The organism is Novosphingobium sp. BAM6 (assembly GCF_057784955.1).
Window position 1 is genome coordinate 89,854 of sequence record NZ_JBYNTR010000005.1, and the last position, 18,056, is coordinate 107,909.

Genomic DNA, 18,056 nt, shown 5'->3' on the forward strand with positions numbered 1-18,056 from the left:
GAGGTCTGCGACTGACATGAAAAAGGCCCGCGTTCCGGTGAGGAGCGCGGGCCTTGGGGCCTAGGTCGGCCGCCAAAAATCACCCAGTGCGCGTGCCCGTCATCGGATAGCTGCCCATGAACCCGGCCTTGGCGGTGCCCGAAAGCGTGTCGCCGGAAATCGTCGCGGAGCATTCGATCTCCAGCGGGATCGGCACCGGCGTCTTCATCGTCCATTCGAGGGTCTCGCCCGAGACCGTCCCGGTGATCGAGAGCGCGCCGAGCGCGCCCGCGACCTTGCCGGTGAACGAGGCGCCGGTGGCGTCCGGAACCACGCTCAGCGTGCCTTTCTGTTCACCCATCGGGGTGGCGACTGCAAAGTCGTAGGTTCCGGCAATTCCCATCAGTTCTCTCCTGTATCGTCCCCGTCGGCGCTGGCGCCGCCGACCTTGGGAGCCTCGCGGACTTCGACCGGCAGGCCAAGACCCTTGAGTTGGGGTTCGACCACCGATTTGTCACCCACGATAACGAACGTCATACCGCCGGGCTGCAACCACTGGGCGGCAGCCTGCCCGATCGCCTTGCCATCAATGGCGCGCAGGGTGGCGGGGAGCTTGGCGTAGTAGTCGTCCGGGCGGCCGAGCAGTTCGTCCTTGCGGATGGCCGACAGGACGTCGCTGTTGGTCTCGAACTCGTTCGGCAGGCCCCGGATGGTGCCATCGGTCACGCGCTGGAGTTCGACCGGGGTGACGGGCTGGGTCGCCGGGAATGCCTTCATGTCGGCGATCATCGCGGCGATGGAGGCGCCGGTCTTGTCGGACTGCACCGGCGCGCGCAAGGTGAGCGCTCGCGGCCCCATCGGCTGGGTGACGCCCGAGGCGACGCCATAGCTCCAGCCCTTCTCCTCGCGAATGTCGCTGTTGAGGCGCGAGAGGAAGTCGCCGCCGAGCACGTCGTTCGCCAGCATCAGCGGCTCCATGCCCTGCGTGCGGCCGGTAAGGCCCTCCACGCGCCCGGCCATGATGACCGACTGCGGCGAATGCGGGCGGTCGATCAGCACGATCCGCGCGGTGGGTGCGGGCGTGGCGGCGGTGATCGGCTTGACCGGCTTGGCGCCTGCCGGAGCCTTCCAGCCACCGAACGCCTGTTCGAGCAGGGGCTTCAACTGCGCCATCGTAATATCGCCGACCACGGTGATCTTCGCGAGATCGGGGCGCAGCCACTTGTCGTGCGCGGCCTTGAGGTCGGCGGGCGTCAGCGCGGCGAGCGAGGTTGCATTGCCGAGGCCGTCCGAAGGCTGGGCATAGGGATGCTTGCCGAAAAGCTCGGCCGCCAGCGTGCGGTTGGCAAGGTAGTTGGGCGAGGACAGCACTTGCGCCAGCTTGGCTTCGGTCTGCCCCTTCACGCGCTCCACGTCTTCGGGCTTGAAGGCCGGGTGCAGCAGCACGTCGGCGGCCAGCGCCAGCGAGGGGGCGAGGTTGGCGGTCAGCGCACTGAGGCCGATGGTGCTCTGGTCGAGCGAGGCCCCTGTCTGGATCTGCGCGCCCAGACGCTCCTGCTCTTCGGCGATCTGGGTGGCGCTGCGGCTGGTCGTGCCCTCGTCGAGCATGCCCAGCATCAGCCCCTGCGTGCCCGGCGTGTCGAGCGCGTCGGCAGCGTAACCGGCGTCGAAGTCGATGGCGATCTCGACCTTGGGGATCGCGGTGCGGCGCGCCAGCACCACCGGAATGCCGTTGGACAGCGTTGCGCGTTCCAGCGTGGGGAACTTGAGCGCTTCGACCGGCTGTACCGCAGGCGCAGTGCGCTTGGGGCCTTCGGGCAGCGGCGGAGCCTTGGCGTGCGGGTCCTTCGGCGGGGCCGGGTGGTCCTTTTCGTCACCCCAGCCGCCAAGCTGGTCGCCGCTCATCGTGCGCTCACCCGGCACGATCGCCAGCTTGAACACCGGACGGCCCATCCACTTGGCCACCGCTGCACGCACCGCCTCGGGGGTGAGTGCGGCCATCGCTTCGAGGTCTTTCTTGTACTTCGCCGGATCCCCTGAATAGACTTCGCCTTCGGCCAATGTGGCGCCCTTGCCGGAGAAGCCGCCGACCATTTCCAGTCCGTCGATCTGGCTGGACATGATGCTGACGACGGCGCGTTGCACCTCGTCGGCGGTCGGCCCCTTGGTGATGAAATCGGCGATCACCTTGTCGAGCGCGGCTTCGGCAGCGGCGCGATCGACGCCGGGCTTCACGTCCATCTGCGCCTGCAGATAGCTCAGCTCCTGCTGCACCTCGTCACTGGCCGTAACGCTGACGGCCTGCTGCGAGCCGCGCACCAGCGCGTTGTCGAGGCGAGAACTGCCAAGGCCGCCGAGAATGTAGAGGCCCACCTGAAGTGCCGGCGTTTCGGGATCGTTGACACCCGGCCCGGTCCATTCGCGCATCAGGCGCAGCACCGGCACCTGATCGGTGATGTCGAGCGACTTGGGCGCGGCCAGTGTCACCGGCCCGGCATTCACCGGTTGCACTGCGGGGCCGCGCGGAATCCAGCCGAACCACTTCTCAACCTTGGGCCTGGCCGTCGCTGCGTCGATATCGCCGGAGAGTACAAGGACCACGTTGTTGGGGCCATAGTGGTCGGTGAACCACTTGCGCACGTCGGTCAGCGTTGCGGCATCGAGGTCGGCCATCGAGCCGATGGTGGTATGCCGATAGGGGTGGCCGATCGGCAGCAGCCCTTCGGCTTCGGCGTACTGGACGAGGCCATAGGGCTGGTTGTCACCCTGACGCTTTTCGTTCTGGACAACGCCGCGCTGCTTGTCGAGCTTGTCCTGCGTCACCGCCGGGAGCAGGTCGCCCATGCGGTCGCTTTCCATGAACAGCGCCAGATCGAGCGCGCCGGTCGGCACGGTCTCGACGTAATTGGTGCGATCGTACCAGGTCGAGCCATTGGTGGCGGTGGAGCCTGCCGCCTCCAGCGGAATGTCGAAGTTGGGCACATTGGCCGAGCCGCCGAAGAACAGGTGCTCGTAGAGGTGCGCAAAGCCGGTGTGGCCGCGCGGCTCGTTCTTGGAGCCGACGCGGTAGTAGACCGTCACGCCGACGATGGGCGCCTTGCGGTCGGTATGGATGATGGTGGTGAGGCCATTGGGCAGCGTGAAGGTCTGATAGGGGATATCGATCTGCGCGGCGAGCTGCGCGGGGCTGGCTGCCGGGGCGGTGCTCTGCGTACTGGGTGCTGTCGCGTCGGGAGCGGGCGGCCTGGCCTTCGCGAGCGCCGGGGCGCTGATCGACAGCGCGGCGAGCGGCAGGGCAAGGGCGGCGGTCAGCGCGAGCGTGCGCGAAAGGGGGGAGTGTCGCATAGGCAATGTGTAACACGGCCTTGGGATTGGGGAAGGGTCATCCGAGCCATTTTCGCGGTGATGCGATTGAAATCGCTCGCCTTGCGCCCACATGATCGGGGGGCCGGGCGTGCTTGCGGATTTGAGGCGATCCGGCCCCTTGTGTGGCAATAATGCAACACTATATCTGAGGGATCAGGAGGCAACTCGTTCCATGAATCTCGAAAAGTTTACCGACCGCGCCGAGGGCTTTCTTCAGGCAGCGCAGACCGTGGCGATCCGGCTGAGCCATCAGCGCATTGCGCCCGAACATATCCTCAAGGCCCTGCTCGACGATCCCGAAGGTATGGCCGCCGGGCTGATCCAGCGCGCGGGCGGCAATGCTGCATTCGCCGTGCAGGAGCTGGACGCGGCGCTGGCCAAGCTGCCGTCCGTTTCGGGCAGCGGCGCGCAAGGTGCGCCCGGCCTCGATAACGACGCGGTGCGCGTGCTCGATCAGGCCGAGCAGCTGTCCGCCAAGTCGGGCGACAGTTTCGTCACCGTCGAGCGGCTGCTGCTGGCCCTGGCGCTGGCCAAGACCACGGCGGCGGGCAAGGCGCTGGAGGCGGGCAATCTCACCCCGCAGGCGCTGGAAGCCGCGATCACCCAGCTGCGCGGCGGTCGTACCGCCGACAGCGCGGGCGCCGAAAACGCCTACGATGCGATGAAGAAGTATGCGCGCGATCTGACGCAGGCCGCGAAGGACGGCAAGCTCGATCCGGTGATCGGCCGCGACGAGGAAATCCGCCGCACCGTGCAGATCCTCGCGCGCCGCACCAAGAACAACCCCGTGCTCATCGGCGATCCCGGCGTCGGCAAGACTGCCATCGCCGAGGGCCTCGCGCTGCGCATCGCCAATGGCGACGTGCCCGATTCGCTCAAGGATCGCCAGCTGATGGCGCTCGACATGGGTTCGCTGATCGCGGGCGCGAAGTATCGCGGCGAGTTCGAGGAGCGCCTGAAAGCCGTGCTCGACGAGGTGAAGGGCGCGGACGGCCAGATCATCCTGTTCATCGACGAGATGCACACGCTGATCGGCGCGGGCGCGTCGGAAGGCTCGATGGATGCGGGCAACCTGCTCAAGCCCGCGCTCGCACGCGGCGAACTGCACTGCATCGGCGCGACAACGCTCGACGAGTACCAGAAGTACGTCGAGAAGGACGCGGCCCTGCAGCGCCGTTTCCAGCCGGTCTTCGTCGGCGAACCCACGGTTGAGGACACCATCTCGATCCTGCGCGGGCTCAAGGAGAAGTACGAGCTGCACCACGGCGTGCGGATTACCGATGGCGCGCTGGTGGCCGCGGCGACGCTGTCGAACCGCTACATCACCAACCGCTTCCTGCCCGACAAGGCGATCGACCTGATGGACGAGGCCGCCAGCCGCATCCGCATGGAAGTGGAGAGCAAGCCCGAGGAGATCGAGAAACTCGACCGCCGCATCATCCAGCTCAAGATCGAGGAAATGGCGCTCTCGAAGGAGAACGATACGGCCTCGAAGGACCGGCTGGTGGCGCTGCGTGAGGAACTGGCAAACCTTGAACAGCAGTCGAGCGAACTGACCACCCGCTGGCAGAACGAGCGCGACAAGATCGCTGCCGAGGGCCGCGTGAAGGAGCAGCTCGATGCCGCGCGGATCGAACTGGAGCAGGCGCAGCGTCAGGGCGACTATGCCAAGGCGGGCGAGCTTTCGTACTCGAAGATTCCCGCGCTGGAAAAGCAGCTTTCCGAGGCACAGGCGCAGTCGAGCAATGCGCTGCTGCGCGAGGAAGTGACCGAGGATGATATTGCCGGGGTCGTCAGCCGCTGGACTGGCGTTCCGGTCGACCGGATGCTGCAGGGTGAGCGCGAGAAGCTGCTCAACATGGAGCAGGTGATCGGCGCGCGCGTCATCGGGCAGGAGCAGGCGGTGGCTGCCGTGTCGAAGGCGGTACGTCGCGCGCGGGCGGGACTTCAGGACCCGAACCGCCCGCTCGGCTCATTCCTGTTCCTCGGCCCCACGGGCGTCGGCAAGACCGAGCTGACCAAGGCGCTTGCCGAATTCCTGTTCGACGATGACACGGCGATGGTGCGCATCGACATGTCGGAGTTCATGGAAAAGCATGCGGTGTCCCGCCTGATCGGCGCGCCTCCGGGCTATGTCGGGTACGACGAGGGCGGTGTGCTGACCGAGGCTGTGCGGCGCAGGCCCTATCAGGTCGTGCTGTTCGACGAGGTGGAAAAGGCGCACCCCGATGTCTTCAACGTCCTTCTTCAGGTACTCGACGACGGGCGGCTGACCGATGGGCAGGGGCGTCAGGTGGACTTCACCAACACGATCATCATCCTGACCAGCAACCTGGGCAGCCAGTACCTCGCCAGCCTGGACGACGATCAGGATGTCGAGGCGGTCGAGCCGCAGGTGATGGAAGTGGTACGGGGGCATTTCCGGCCCGAGTTCCTCAACCGTCTGGACGAGATCGTGCTGTTCCACCGGCTGGGGCAGAGCCACATGGGCCCGATTGTCGATATCCAGGTCAACCGGGTGCAGAAGCTGCTCAAGGATCGCAAGATCCTGCTCGATCTGACCGAGGCGGCCAAGCGCTGGCTGGGCCGGGTCGGTTATGATCCGATCTACGGCGCGCGACCTCTGAAACGCGCGGTGCAGCGCTACCTGCAGGATCCGCTGGCCGAAAAGCTGCTGGCAGGCGATGTGCCCGATGGCTCGCATGTCCACATCGAGGATGGCGATGGCGCGCTGGTGATGACGGTCGAGTAAGCCTCTACCGATCAGGGCTGAAGAGGGCGGGAGCGGTGACGTTCCCGCCCTTTTTCTTTGTCCGCCGGATTGAAGGGAAAAGAAAAGGGCGACCTCTTGCGAGGCCGCCCCTTTGTTCGTTCGGCATGAAATCCGAGGCGCAAGCCTTAGAAGTCGGCCTTGATACCGGCCTTGAAGTAACGGCCGAGAATGCCGTCGCCACCTGCGACCGGGTTGTAGAACTGCGCACCATAAGTGACGACGTCGATGGGAGGCATCTTGTCGAACACGTTGTTCATGGTGAAGTACAGGGTGTACTTGTCGGCAACCTTGGTCTGGAAGTTCAGGTCGAACGTCCAGTACGAAGGCACGCGGCAGCCGGTGGGCGAGTAACCCGGATCGAGGCTGCAGTCCTTGTAGTCGCCGCCCTGATCCATGGCCGACAGGTCATAGCCGTCGGTCATGTTGAGCGTACCGGTCAGCTGATAGTTGTCGTAGGTGGCCGTGGTCGACCAGGTGCCGCGCCACTTCGGCGTGCCCGAGCCGGCGGTCAGGTTGTAGTTGCCCAGCGTACCGTCATAGCGCTGCTTCACACCGTCCACGGTCGTCGACAGCTCGATGACGTAAGTCGCCGAAACGTTGGTCGACAGCGAGAACTTGTCCGAGAAGTCGTGGCTGGCGTTGAGATTGAAATCGAGACCGGACGAACGGATGGTGTCCGCGTTGATCAGCTGGGCCTGCACGAAGGCCACGGTCGGCTTCGCGTTAGGATAGTTCACGTCCGGCGAGTTGGTGATGATCGTGATCGACGGATCGTAAGCTTCACCGGCATAGTACGCCTGCAGAGCTGCACCCGTGTCCGGGGTGGTGATCGCGCCGGTCTTCTTGATGTTGTAGTAATCGACCGTGAACTTCACGTTGCGGATCGGCATGAAGTCGACCTTGGCGGTGAAGCTGCGCGACTTTTCAGGCTTCAGGTTCGGGCTGGCCAGCGTGGTCGAGCCGTAGGAGGCAGCGTTGATATAGGTCGGGCAGGTCGAATAACCGTTGGTATTGGTGCTCGAGGTAGCACGGGTATTACAACCGTACTGGGCCAGATAGGCATCGTTGAACAGACCGGCGCCATTGTTCACGTATCCCGTGACCGGCAACGCATTGGCTTCGCCAAACGAAGGAATACGGAAACCGCGCGAGTAGGTGCCGCTGATCGCGATCTGGCGGATCGGGGTGAACACCGCACCGAACTTCGGCGAGAAGGCATTCTGGCCTGACGAGTACTTGTCGTAGCGACCAGCTGCGTTCAGCGTCAGCATGTCGAGCACCGGCGCGTTGATTTCGCCGAAGGCCGAGTAGACGTAGCGGCTGCCCTTGGTGCCGAACGCGTTCAGGGTAAAGTAGCGCTCGGTCGGGCCGTTGATGTCCGAGTTTGCGCTGGGTGCGTTGACCGCCTCGTAGCGAACCGATCCGCCGACGCCGATTTCAAGCGGACCGCCGGGCAGCTGGGCCGCTTCCCAGTTCAGGGTTCCCTGGATCTGGTCTTCGTCCGAAGTCGCGTTCGAGATGTTGCTCGGGTAGAGGTAATCGTTCACCTCTGCCGTGTTCTGGGAGGGATCGACGAAGTTGTACGAACCGTCTGCGATCGCGTTCAGCAGGTGCTGGATATAGACATAGCCGTCCTGCGTGCGGCGCAGGTCGCTGTGCATCGCGGTGGCGCCGACATCGAACGACAGCTTGTCGGTGATGTCACCCTTGATGCCGAACGCGGCGCGGTACACGCGGTTGCGGGTTTCGTTGTAGGTGACGTGGTTCAGGTCACGACCGAAGATACGGGCAACCTGGCCGTTGGCGGCGTAGGGGTTGTTCGGGTTGAGCGTGCCGTTCGAGGCGTTACAGCCCGGAGCCGTCGCCACGCCGTTGACGAGCGTCGCGTTCTGACCGTTGAGGTCGCAGACGTAGACCGGCAGGGCAAGGATGCCCGAACCAGCGGCATAGTTGGTGCCGGTGCCGCCGGTGCCCGAGGTGCGGAACTGCGGGTAGTAGATGCCGGTCGGTGCCGCGCCGTAGATGGCGGCCGGCGAACCAGTGTAGCTGACCGTCGACTGCTGGAAGTTGAACTCGGCGTAAGCCTCGATCGAATCGTTCACCTTGCCGGTGAAGCGGCCCGAAAGGCCATAGCGCTCGATCTCCGGCTGGATCGTGTAGTACTTGTTGGCATAGTCGACCTGGCAGACCGTCGTCGGCGCAGTGCCGTTGACCAGGGCGCCGGTGCTGCTGACCTGGGCCAGATCGGTCGGGGTCAGGTTGTAGAGCGAGCCGTTGCAGCTGTCGGTGTTGAGCAGGGAATAGCGCGAGGACTGTGCCGTGGTGTTGGTGGCATCGTATGGGCGCACGGTATAGGCCGAAGCGGTCGGCGTGCCCTTGCGATAGATACCATCGGCATCGAGGCCGCCGATGACGTTGTTTGGGCCGCAGCTGCCTTCGCTGTTGCAGATGCCGGTGGCGTCATCGGTGTTGTAGGGGTAGCCGCGCTGGCTGTTCATCAGCTTGTTCGACTTGTAGTAGAAGCCGCTGAGGTAGGCGTTGTAGCCGTCACGGTCGAGGTCGCCCACGCCGCCGGTCACGCTGATGCGGTACTGCGAAGCGTCGCCACGGCTGGAGATGCCGCTTTCGGCGCGCATGTGCAGGCCCTTGATCTCACGCTTGGTGACAATGTTCACCACGCCGGCGATGGCGTCTGCGCCGTAGGAAGCCGAGGCGCCGTCCAGCAGCGTATCGACGCGCTCGACGATGTCGTCAGGGATCGTGTTGAGATCGACGAAGTTGCGCGAGCCGTCATCCGCCAGCGGGTAGTATGCGGCGCGCATGCCGTCGAACAGCACCAGCGTCGAGTTCGTGCTCATGCCGCGCAGCGACACGGCCGAGGCACCCGCCGCGAACGCACCGTTGGCCGAGAACGAGTTGGTCAGCGCAGGACCGTTGTTGGCGGCCAGCGTCTGGATCATGCCCTGCACGGTGCTGATGCCGCGCTTGTCCAGATCGTCGGCCTGGATGGTGACGACCGGCGAGGGGGTGACGGCCGACTTAAGGATGGTGCCGGTGACAACGATGGTGTTGTCGGCGGTTGCGGCATCGTCCGCAGGTGTCGCGGTGTCCTGCGCATAGGCGCTGGTCGCGCTGATCGCGAATGCCGCGATGCACGTGGCGCCCCGCAGGGCCGCCTTCGTCTTCGATGTCTTCACAGGTGTGTCCCTTGTTGCAATCGTTCCACACACCGGGCGCGTGACCAATCCCGGTACATGTTGCGTTTTTTGCGGCTGGAAGAGCGAGCGTGACCATAAGCCCCCCCGGCCATGCGCCAATTGATGACACAGCGATGAACGGGTTCAATATCTTTTCCGGTTCGGACACAAAGTGTCGCGTCGGTTGTTGTTCATTTGCAACACTCATGCCTTATGAGTGAAATTTGCGTAATAGTATGTCACGAACGGGACGTAGAGTGGCAAAAAACATGCAAACGCATTTTTTCTCGAATGCGATGAAACTTCCGAATGGCAGCAATATGGTGATGCCCGAAAAAACGTGTTCCTGATGTGTGAGCAGGGCTTGGAGAGTGGAAGTTTGAGGGATTTTACGCGCATCTTCGCGTCGCTTTTCCCACGATCCAACAAAAAAAGGCCCCGGTTCCCCGGGGCCTTTTGGTAATGTGATGCTGCGGTTCTGGTCGGATCAGAAGTCCACGCTGGCGTTGAGGCGCATGTAGCGGCCCATGATCGCGTCGTAGTACTTGTTGGCGCTGGCCGTAGTGTAGGGGCTGGGGATGCCCATGTTGAACACGTTGTCGACGATCAGGCGAAGCTTGAAGTTGTCGCTCACCTTCACGCCGACCGACGTGTTGATCATCCAGTACGCACCCATACGCGGGTATTCATAAGTGCCTTCGCCAGCGTTGGGATCGATCTTGCTCGGGCCGTAGTAGGTGACCTGCCAGAGCCAGTCGAAGCTCTTGGTCGCCCAGTCGATATTGCCCTGCACCGAATCCACCGGATCCGTATAGGCTCCCTTGACCAGGGTCTGATCGTCGGAGCCGACCTTGTAGAAATGCTTGGTCGTGTGCAGCCAGTTGGCCGAGAGTTTGAGCATTCCGGCCTTGTCGGGCAGGCCGACGTTGCTGAGCGGGAACACGTAGTTCAGCGACGCCTGAACGGCACGGAACTTCTCGATGGCGATGTTGAAGTAATCGTCCTTGAAATCGACGACCTGTCCGTCGGAGTCGCGCGTGAACGAATCGCAAGCCGAGACATTGGGGTAAGCCGTCGAATCGTAGCAGGCGTTCATCAGCGAGGTCACGCCCGGCGACGAAATCTCGTTCGAGATGTTGATGCTGACATAATCCGCCGTGATCGACAGGCCGGGAATGTATTCCGGTGCGTACGAAACGCCTGCGGTCCAGCTCTTGGCCAGTTCGTTCTTCAGGTTGGTGTTACCGCCCGAAGTACCCTTGGCGGTGTAATCGACGATGTTCGACTGGAAGTCTGCCGGCAGACCGGCTGCCGCGCAGTTGGCCGCGCGCGTTGTCGGGTTCGGTCCGCTGTCGATGAAGCGCGAGTCGCACGGATCGTCCGCAGTTTCGTAGACCGAGCCTGTGGGCGCGAACAATTCAGTAACTGAAGGTGAGCGGAACGATTGGGTGTAGTTGCCGCGCACTGTCAGGTCGGCAACGGTCTCGATCGTGCCGCCTGCGGTGTAAGACCACGAGCCGCCAGTATAGCTGTTCTTGGTATAGCGTGCCGCGCCGTGGAAGTCCGCCGCATGGATAAGCGGTACATCCATATCACGCGAAATCAGCGGGATGGTGAGCTCGCCGAAGCCTTCGTCGGTGTGATAGGCGCCGGAAACCGGAGTGATCGGGATCGAATTGCCGTATTGCACATACGTGCCGTCATCCTGCAGTTCGCCGCGATAGAAATCGCCCGGATTGAAGCTCTGGCTTTCGCGGCGGTGCTCGTAACCGAGCACGAACTGCACCTTGCCGGCAGGCAGGGTGACGATATCGCCCTTCACGTCGGCTACAATGTCGAGCTGGGTGTTGACCTGACGGGTCTTGGCCAGCGCGGTGATGTAGTCGAGTGCGGCCTGGCTGGCATTGCCGTTGCCGAATATGTCAAGCGGGGCGCAGGTGCTGTTGAGCGTCGGGATCGAGGCGCTGGTGTAGCCCGGATTGCAGACGATGTTGCCGCTGCCGTCGAGCACCGCGTCGAGCGCATTGTTGTAGTTCTGCGTGACGATTTCACGCGTTTTGGTGTTCGAGCTGATGCGACCGTAGTTCAGCGTGGCTTCCCACGTGAAGTTGTGGCTGCCGACGTGGAAATCGCCGTCGAAGCCGCCAACTCCGCGCACGAGCGTGGTGGTGGTGGTAAAGCCGCCGGTCGAAAGGTCGGTATTGGCGCGGGCGAGGTAGAACTCGTCAGTCGGCAGGCCGGCTGCGGCAAGGTTCGCCTTGATCGTCGCCTGGTCTGCCGCGCTCAGATAGGGATTGCTGGTCGAAAGGATCAGGTTGCCGTTGGTGTCGCCTGCGTCAGCGAACAGATAGGTATTGTAGAACGGCTGATCCGCGATGTTCGAGGCCTTGCTGCGGCCCAGCCAGAATTCGCCGTGGAAGCGCAGCGCGTCAGAGAACTCGTAGTTCGCCAGCAGCGTGCCCTGGAAGCGCTGGTTGTTGGTCAGCAGGTTGCCGTAGTCGTTGATCGCAAAGCCGTCGCCACCCGCTTCCGTGATGCCATTGGCCAAAGCGATCCCGTCGTTAAACGGAGTCAACTGACCAGCCTTGTTGAAGTACAGCGCCTGACCGGCAGCATTGGTGATGCCAGACGCGGCCTGTCCACCAACAATTGGAAGATAGTCTTCCACCATCGGCATGCCGGTGTTGGTGAAGATCGAATAGTGCTGCCCGCCAGTGTAACGGGCATAGGAATAAGTGCCGGTCGGGTCAGTGCCGAAGAAGGTCTTGTTGCCGTCGGTCGCGCTGCGGGCCGACGTGGCCAGGCCCTTCTGATGATCGTAATAGACGTTTACAGTGATGTTGCCGCGACCATCGGCGAAGTTCTTGCCCGCCAGAACCGACAGGTTGTAATCCGGCGCATCGCCTTTTTCGGCAAGACCATAGGAACCGGTGGCCGAGAAGCCATCATAGTCTTTCTTGAGGACTACGTTGACGGTGCCCGCGATGGCATCCGAACCGTAGATCGGCGCGCCGCCGACAGAGACGGTATCGATGTGGTCGACAAGGCCCGGTGCAATCTGACCAAGGTCCACAGGAGAGCCCTGCACAGCACCGAAAATCGAGGAACTGCCTGCACTGACGAAGCGGTTGCCGTTGACCAGGGTCAGCGTGCGCTGGGCACCGAGATCGTACATGTTCACGAAGGTTTGACCAGCGCCGAACGAGCCTTGTGACCCTGCGTTGCTGTTGCCCGGCACGCCGAACAGGGGGCTGTCGGTAAGGGCCTGACCAATGTTGGTATAGCCCAGATCGGCCAGCGTGGACCCCTGCAAGGTCATCGTCGGCTGCGCGGTGACGGCTGCTTTGCCAAGGCGCGAGCCAGTGACGATAATCGCATCCGATGCTGTGTTGTTTTCGGCGGAGCTGGGCGTTTCGGCCGATTCAGGTTGGTTGCTATCCTGCGCGAAGGCGGGTGAGCCCATCAGTATGGCAGCGGTCAGATAGGTGGCTCCGCACAAGGCGGCCTTGCGAACGATCTTTTGCATCTCGGTAGCGTCCCCTGTTCAACGCATGACGGCGAGGGGCTTCTATTTGCGGCTTGCGCCGATGATGCTCCCTTACCAATGCTTGGAAGATTGTTTCAGGTTCATGTTTTTTGCAACCGGAGGATTGCCTTGGCCGCAATTTGCCCGGAGAGCGTAATCGTAAGGCAACACATTTGTAACTTGACGAAAAGTTCATCCGAAATCTCTTCGTTGTTAGCGGTTATAGAGAGTCGGGCCGGTGTGGCGTCGCAATAAATGAGACTATCGGAAACGAGAAAAGGGCGACCTCGCGAGAGGCCGCCCTTCTTCATTTTGCAGATGTTGCAACCGGCGATCAGATATCGATCTTGACGCCAACGCGCATCCAGCGACCCATGAACAGCTTCTCCTGCCAGGCAGGGTTGTACTCGTAGAGACCGTAGGCCGCGTTCGGCTCGTAATCCGGCTTGGTGTCGAGAAGGTTCTCGATGTCGGTGTAGAGCGTGAACTTGTCGGCAACCTTGACTTCGGCGTGGGCGTCGAGGTCGAAGGTGGCCTTCGCACGGCACTGGACCGGCGAGCCATCCGAGAAGGAAAGGACCTGGCCGTTGTCGGCGCTGGCTTGGCAGTTGCCATAGACGCCGCCCGAATCGGTCGCCACTTCCGAGTAGCCGCTGGTGTAGTACGCGGTCAGCGAGATGCTGCCCTGGCCGTTGAAGTCCAGCGTGTTGGTCCAGTTCAGGCGCCACTTCGGAGCACCCGAGCACGAGGTCACGTTGCACGGCCCCAGGGTGCCGTCGTACCGCTGCACGGTGCCGTCGGCGAGGGTCTGCTGCAGCTTCATCAGGTACGAGCCCTGGAAGTTGGTGTCCCAGGTCAGGTTCTTGGTCAGCGGGATGGTCGCCTCGGCGCCTACGTCGATGCCTTCAGCGAGGTACGAGTCGGCGTTGGTATAGCTGCCCGAAATCGTGCCCAGCAGCGGCAGTGCCGAGGGGTTGTTCGGATCGGCGACGCCCGGGGTCACGGTCACGCCGGGGACGTTCACGACACCGTTGTTCTGGTAGTATTCGTTGATCATGTCGGTCGTGACAGAGACCGGAATGATCACGTTCTTGATCTTGGTGTGCCAGTAGTCGACCGTCAGCGTGACGTTGTGGATCGGCTGGATCACCGTGCCGAAGGTGTACGACGTCGAGGTTTCCGGCTTTAGGTCCGGGTTGCCCTGCGAGGTCACGCCGTACGAGTAGCTGTTGCCATAGTACGAAGCGTTGTGATCGGCGCAGAACTGCGTGTAGACGGCGCTGTTGCAGTTGATCGAAGTCGATACATAGCCGGTGGTCGGCTCGGCGTAGGCTTCCATGAAGCTGGGAACGCGGAAGCCCTTCGAGAAGGTGCCACGCAGCGTCACCTGGCGGATCGGCTTGAACTTGGCTTCGAACTTTGGCGAGAAGTGCTTCATGCCGGTCGAGTAGTGGTCATATGAACCCGACGCAGTGACCGTCAGCATGTCGACGATCGGCGCCGTCACCTGATAACCGGCCGACCAGACGTGGCGGCTGGCGTCCACGCCCACAGCGTTGATCGAGTAGTAACGATCGTACGGATCTTCCTCGTTCGGGGCGTTGGCGCTGGGGTTGTCGACGCCTTCGTAGCGCCACTGGCCCGTGACGGCGACGTTCAGCATGCCGCCGGGCAGCTGGAAGAAGTCGTGGTCGAGGCTGGCCTGCAGCTGCGAGGACTTCGACACCGAGCGGGTGTAGTTGTCCGGCGCGATCAGCTGGCGCTGCGCTTCGGTGTTGGCAGAGGGGTCCGCGAAGTTGTATGTGCCCTGCGCGACGGCATTCATCAGACCTTCGAGGTTGATGTAGTTCTTGTTGGTGATGCCCAGCGTCACCCACGAAGTCTGGCCCTGCACGTTATAGTGCCAGTCATTGTTCGCGCCGAAGGTGCCGTCGATGCCACCCTGGATGCGATAGGTCTTGGCATCCGTGAGGGTTTCACGCGGCTCGTTGTAGAGCGAGGAGAGCTGTGCCTGCTCGCCCTGTGCGGCGTAGGGGTTGCTGGAATTGAGCGTGCCGTTGCTGGCGTTGCAGCCGCTGGCCGTCAGGTTGCCGTTGGCATCGATCGAGCCAACGCCTTCCGAGCAGACGTAGACCGGCAGGTAGATTGCGTTGGCGGTTTCGGTAGTTCCGCCTGCCGCCGTCGTGCCAGTGAGGCTGAGCGGGCTGATCGAGTTTGCCGTCTTCACGTTGTAGTAGTTGAACAGCAGGAAGGCTTCGGCGTTCGACCCGACCTTCGCGGTGCCCTTGACCGTGAAGCCCTTGCGCACGATCTGCGAGTCCATCATGCCGTACTGGTTGACCAGATCCTGCTGGCAGACCGTCGACGGTGCGGTGGTGCCGGCCTGCTGGGCGCTGGTCAGCGTCGCGGCGGTCAGGCTGCCGCAGCCGGCGGACGGGTTTGCCAGCGCATAAGTGCCGGTGCCGGTGGGGTTCAGATCGCCATCAACCGGGCGCACGAATGGCGTGGTGGTCGATTGGAAGCCGTTGTAGCTGCCGTCGGCCTGAACGCCGTTGCGGATGGCGTTGGTCAGGCAGTTGCCCTGGCTGTCGCAGACGCTGCTCTGGTCGGCGGTGCCCGAAAGACCCTTGCGTGCCGAAAGCGGCAGCGCGTCGTTCTTCTGGTACATCACGTTGGCGAAGATGTTGAAGCCCTGACGGTCGAGATCGCCATAGCCGTAGGTTGCCGAGATGCGCTTCTCGCCACCGTCACCGCGCTGCGAGATACCGGCCGATGCATCCATGTGCAGGCCCTGGATCTGGCGCTTGACGATCACGTTGACCACGCCGGCGATGGCGTCCGAGCCATAGGTCGCCGAAGCACCGTCCTGAAGGACATCGACGCGGTCGAGGATGTCCGAAGGCATGGAGTTCATGTCGACGAAGTTACGCTCGCCGTCATCCGCCAGCGGGTAGTAGGCGCTGCGCATGCCGTTGAACAGCGTCAGGGTGTAGCCGTCATTCAGGCCGCGCAGCGAGGGTGCGCTGGCGCCGGTCGCGAAGCCGTAAGACGACCAGCTCGAATTCAGCGTGCCGGCGTTGTTGGCGGCCAGGTTCTGCACCAGATCCGCAACCGTCTTCATGCCCTTCTTCTGCATGTCCTCGGATGTGATCACCGTGACCGGCGATGCCGTCTGGGCTGCCGGGTTGCGCGAGATCGAGCCGGTGACGATGATGGTGTTCGCCGAAGTGTCGGCGGCATCGGCGGCGGGCGCTGCGGCGGTCGTCGTGGCCGCGTCCTGTGCGAAGGCGCTGGTGGCGCCCATGCTCAGCGCAAACACCGAAAGGCAGGTCGCGCCCCTCAGCGCAGCCTTGGCGGTTGATGTCTTCAAGATGGCGTTCCCTTGTGTGTTGTTCCGCTGCCTTTGAAAGATTGCTGCGCCATTGCGGCAACTTCCGAAAGGCAGGCGGGCGGCTCGATGCCGCGATGGGTCAGCTTGTTGCGCCGACGTGTCTACGCTTGCAATGGCATTCAATGGAGCTGTCAAAAAACGTGCATACAGTGTGTTTTTAACGCCACAGCGATTCCACAATGAAAAGGTATCTCAAGAAGATAGCTATATTTCTGGAAGATGTGTCGGATATGTTGCAATGTGCAGATGCAAATTTCATATTTGTAATGCGATATGTCAGTTGTTTTGCTGCTGTCCAAGGGACATCCGGGCGCCATCTCGCCATTGACCTTACCCTGAACGCCAATTAATCGACTGGTTAAACGGCGTGCGGGAGCGCGCCGAAGCGGGTGTGAGGCGCAATGAAGCTGGATTCGACGATAGCGGCAGTGGTGACAGGCGGGGCATCGGGACTCGGTGCCGCTACCGTCCGCGCACTGCGGGCGCGTGATGTCGCTGTGGCCGTGTTCGATCGCGACGTGACCTCTGGCGAGGTGCTGGCGGCAGAGACCGGCGCGCTGTTCTTTGCGGTTGATGTAACCAGTGACGAAAGCGTCGATGCAGGTTTTGCCGCTGCCCGTGCGGCACATGGGCAGGAGCGGATTCTCGTGACCTGCGCCGGGATCGCGCCCGCTGCCCGCACTGTGCGTCGCGATCGTGAAACGGGCGTGCGTTCGCCGCACGACATGGCACTGTTCGCGCAGGTTCTGGCCGTAAATCTGTCAGGCACGTTTCGCTGCATGGCCCGTGCGGCAGCGGGCATGGGGGGGCTGGATCCGCTGGACAGCGAGGGTAGCCGGGGCGCCATTGTCGCGACCGCCTCGATCGCGGCACAGGACGGGCAGGTCGGACAGGTCGCTTACGCTGCGTCCAAAGGGGGAGTCGCGGCGATGACGCTGCCGCTGGCGCGCGATCTGATGGCAGACGGTATCCGCGTGAACACGATTCTGCCGGGCATTTTCCAGACCCCGATGGTGGCCGCGATGCCGCAGACGGTGCAGGATTCGCTGGGCGCGATGGTACCTTTCCCGGCGCGTCTCGGGCGGCCCGACGAATATGCTCGGGCCGCGCTGTTCCTGCTGGAGAGCGATTATATGAATGGTGAGTGCCTGCGTCTCGATGGCGCGGTGCGCATGGCGGCGAAGTAGGCCTTTCATGACCGCTCCCAGCCTCACGCCGCCGCCGGGTGCCAGCGAGCACCTGCTGGATACTGCGCATGCGATCATGCGCGAAGGTGATGTGATCGACATTTCGCTGTCGGATCTTGCGCAGCGTTCCGGCCTCAACTCTGCTCTGGTGAAATACTACTTCGGCAACAAGGCCGGGCTGCTTGGTGCGCTGCTCGACCGGGACTGGCAGGCCATCGTCGCCAGCGTCGATGCGCTGGTCGCCAGGGATGACTGGTCCAGCGAGGCCAAGTTGCGGCGGCATCTTTCGAAGGTGGTCGATACCTTCTACGAGGTGCCTTACCTGATGCGCCTGACGATGCGCCTCATTCGGGAGAGTTCGCCCGCTGAAGCGCAACGCATTGCCGACAGCTATTTGACGCCGATCTATCGCGCCTATGCAGCGCTGATCGGCGATGGGGTCCGTTCGGGGGCATTCCGGCCCGTCGACCCGCAACTGTTCTTCTTCACCGTGACCGGGGCGGTGGACCGCTTCTTTTCCGCGCGGCTCGTGCTACGCCATTGCTTCGGCGAGGATTCCTTGACCGAGTCGCTCCGCGATCGTTATCGCGAACACAGCATCGACCTAATCATGGCAGGTATCCTTGCAGGCTGACAA

8 protein-coding genes are annotated in these 18,056 nt (G+C 62.8%); 3 read left to right on the forward strand and 5 right to left on the reverse strand.

Going from position 1 to position 18,056, the window contains the following annotated elements:
- Window positions 1–79 precede the first annotated feature (79 nt).
- Window positions 80–382 carry a hypothetical protein gene (locus AC3EC3_RS14585; protein WP_488490327.1) on the reverse strand — a complete coding sequence of 101 codons (303 nt, stop codon included), beginning with the start codon at window positions 380–382 and terminating at the stop codon, window positions 80–82.
- On the reverse strand, window positions 382–3,324 hold the full coding sequence (locus AC3EC3_RS14590; RefSeq protein ID WP_488490328.1) for a M16 family metallopeptidase: 2,943 nt from the start codon (window positions 3,322–3,324) through the stop codon (window positions 382–384). The genes AC3EC3_RS14585 and AC3EC3_RS14590 overlap by 1 nt, the downstream gene beginning before the upstream one ends.
- Before the next feature lie 193 nt (window positions 3,325–3,517).
- Here AC3EC3_RS14590 and clpB point away from each other — a divergent pair, with 193 nt between their 5' ends.
- Window positions 3,518–6,097, forward strand: a complete 2,580-nt coding sequence (gene clpB, locus AC3EC3_RS14595) for an ATP-dependent chaperone ClpB (RefSeq protein ID WP_488490329.1) — start codon at window positions 3,518–3,520, stop codon at window positions 6,095–6,097.
- Window positions 6,098–6,243: 146 nt separating this feature from the next.
- Here the strand turns inward: clpB and AC3EC3_RS14600 are convergent, their stop codons facing one another.
- From AC3EC3_RS14600 to AC3EC3_RS14610, 3 genes are all read right to left on the reverse strand, one after another.
- The gene (locus AC3EC3_RS14600) at window positions 6,244–9,315 is read right to left on the reverse strand and encodes a TonB-dependent receptor domain-containing protein (protein ID WP_488490330.1); all 3,072 of its coding nucleotides are present in this window, start codon (window positions 9,313–9,315) and stop codon (window positions 6,244–6,246) included.
- 487 nt (window positions 9,316–9,802) lie between these two features.
- Window positions 9,803–12,841, reverse strand: coding sequence for a TonB-dependent receptor domain-containing protein (locus AC3EC3_RS14605; protein ID WP_488490331.1), 3,039 nt, complete (start codon window positions 12,839–12,841; stop codon window positions 9,803–9,805).
- Window positions 12,842–13,175: 334 nt separating this feature from the next.
- Window positions 13,176–16,211 (reverse strand): TonB-dependent receptor plug domain-containing protein, encoded by a 3,036-nt coding sequence (locus AC3EC3_RS14610; protein WP_488490332.1) that lies wholly within the window; start codon window positions 16,209–16,211, stop codon window positions 13,176–13,178.
- Between the two features lie 422 nt (window positions 16,212–16,633).
- On the opposite strand from AC3EC3_RS14610, the gene AC3EC3_RS14615 reads away from it, so the two are divergent.
- The gene (locus AC3EC3_RS14615) at window positions 16,634–17,419 is read left to right on the forward strand and encodes an SDR family oxidoreductase (protein WP_488490333.1); all 786 of its coding nucleotides are present in this window, start codon (window positions 16,634–16,636) and stop codon (window positions 17,417–17,419) included.
- Window positions 17,420–17,426: 7 nt separating this feature from the next.
- The gene (locus AC3EC3_RS14620) at window positions 17,427–18,053 is read left to right on the forward strand and encodes a TetR family transcriptional regulator (RefSeq protein WP_488490334.1); all 627 of its coding nucleotides are present in this window, start codon (window positions 17,427–17,429) and stop codon (window positions 18,051–18,053) included.
- Window positions 18,054–18,056: the final 3 nt, after the last annotated feature.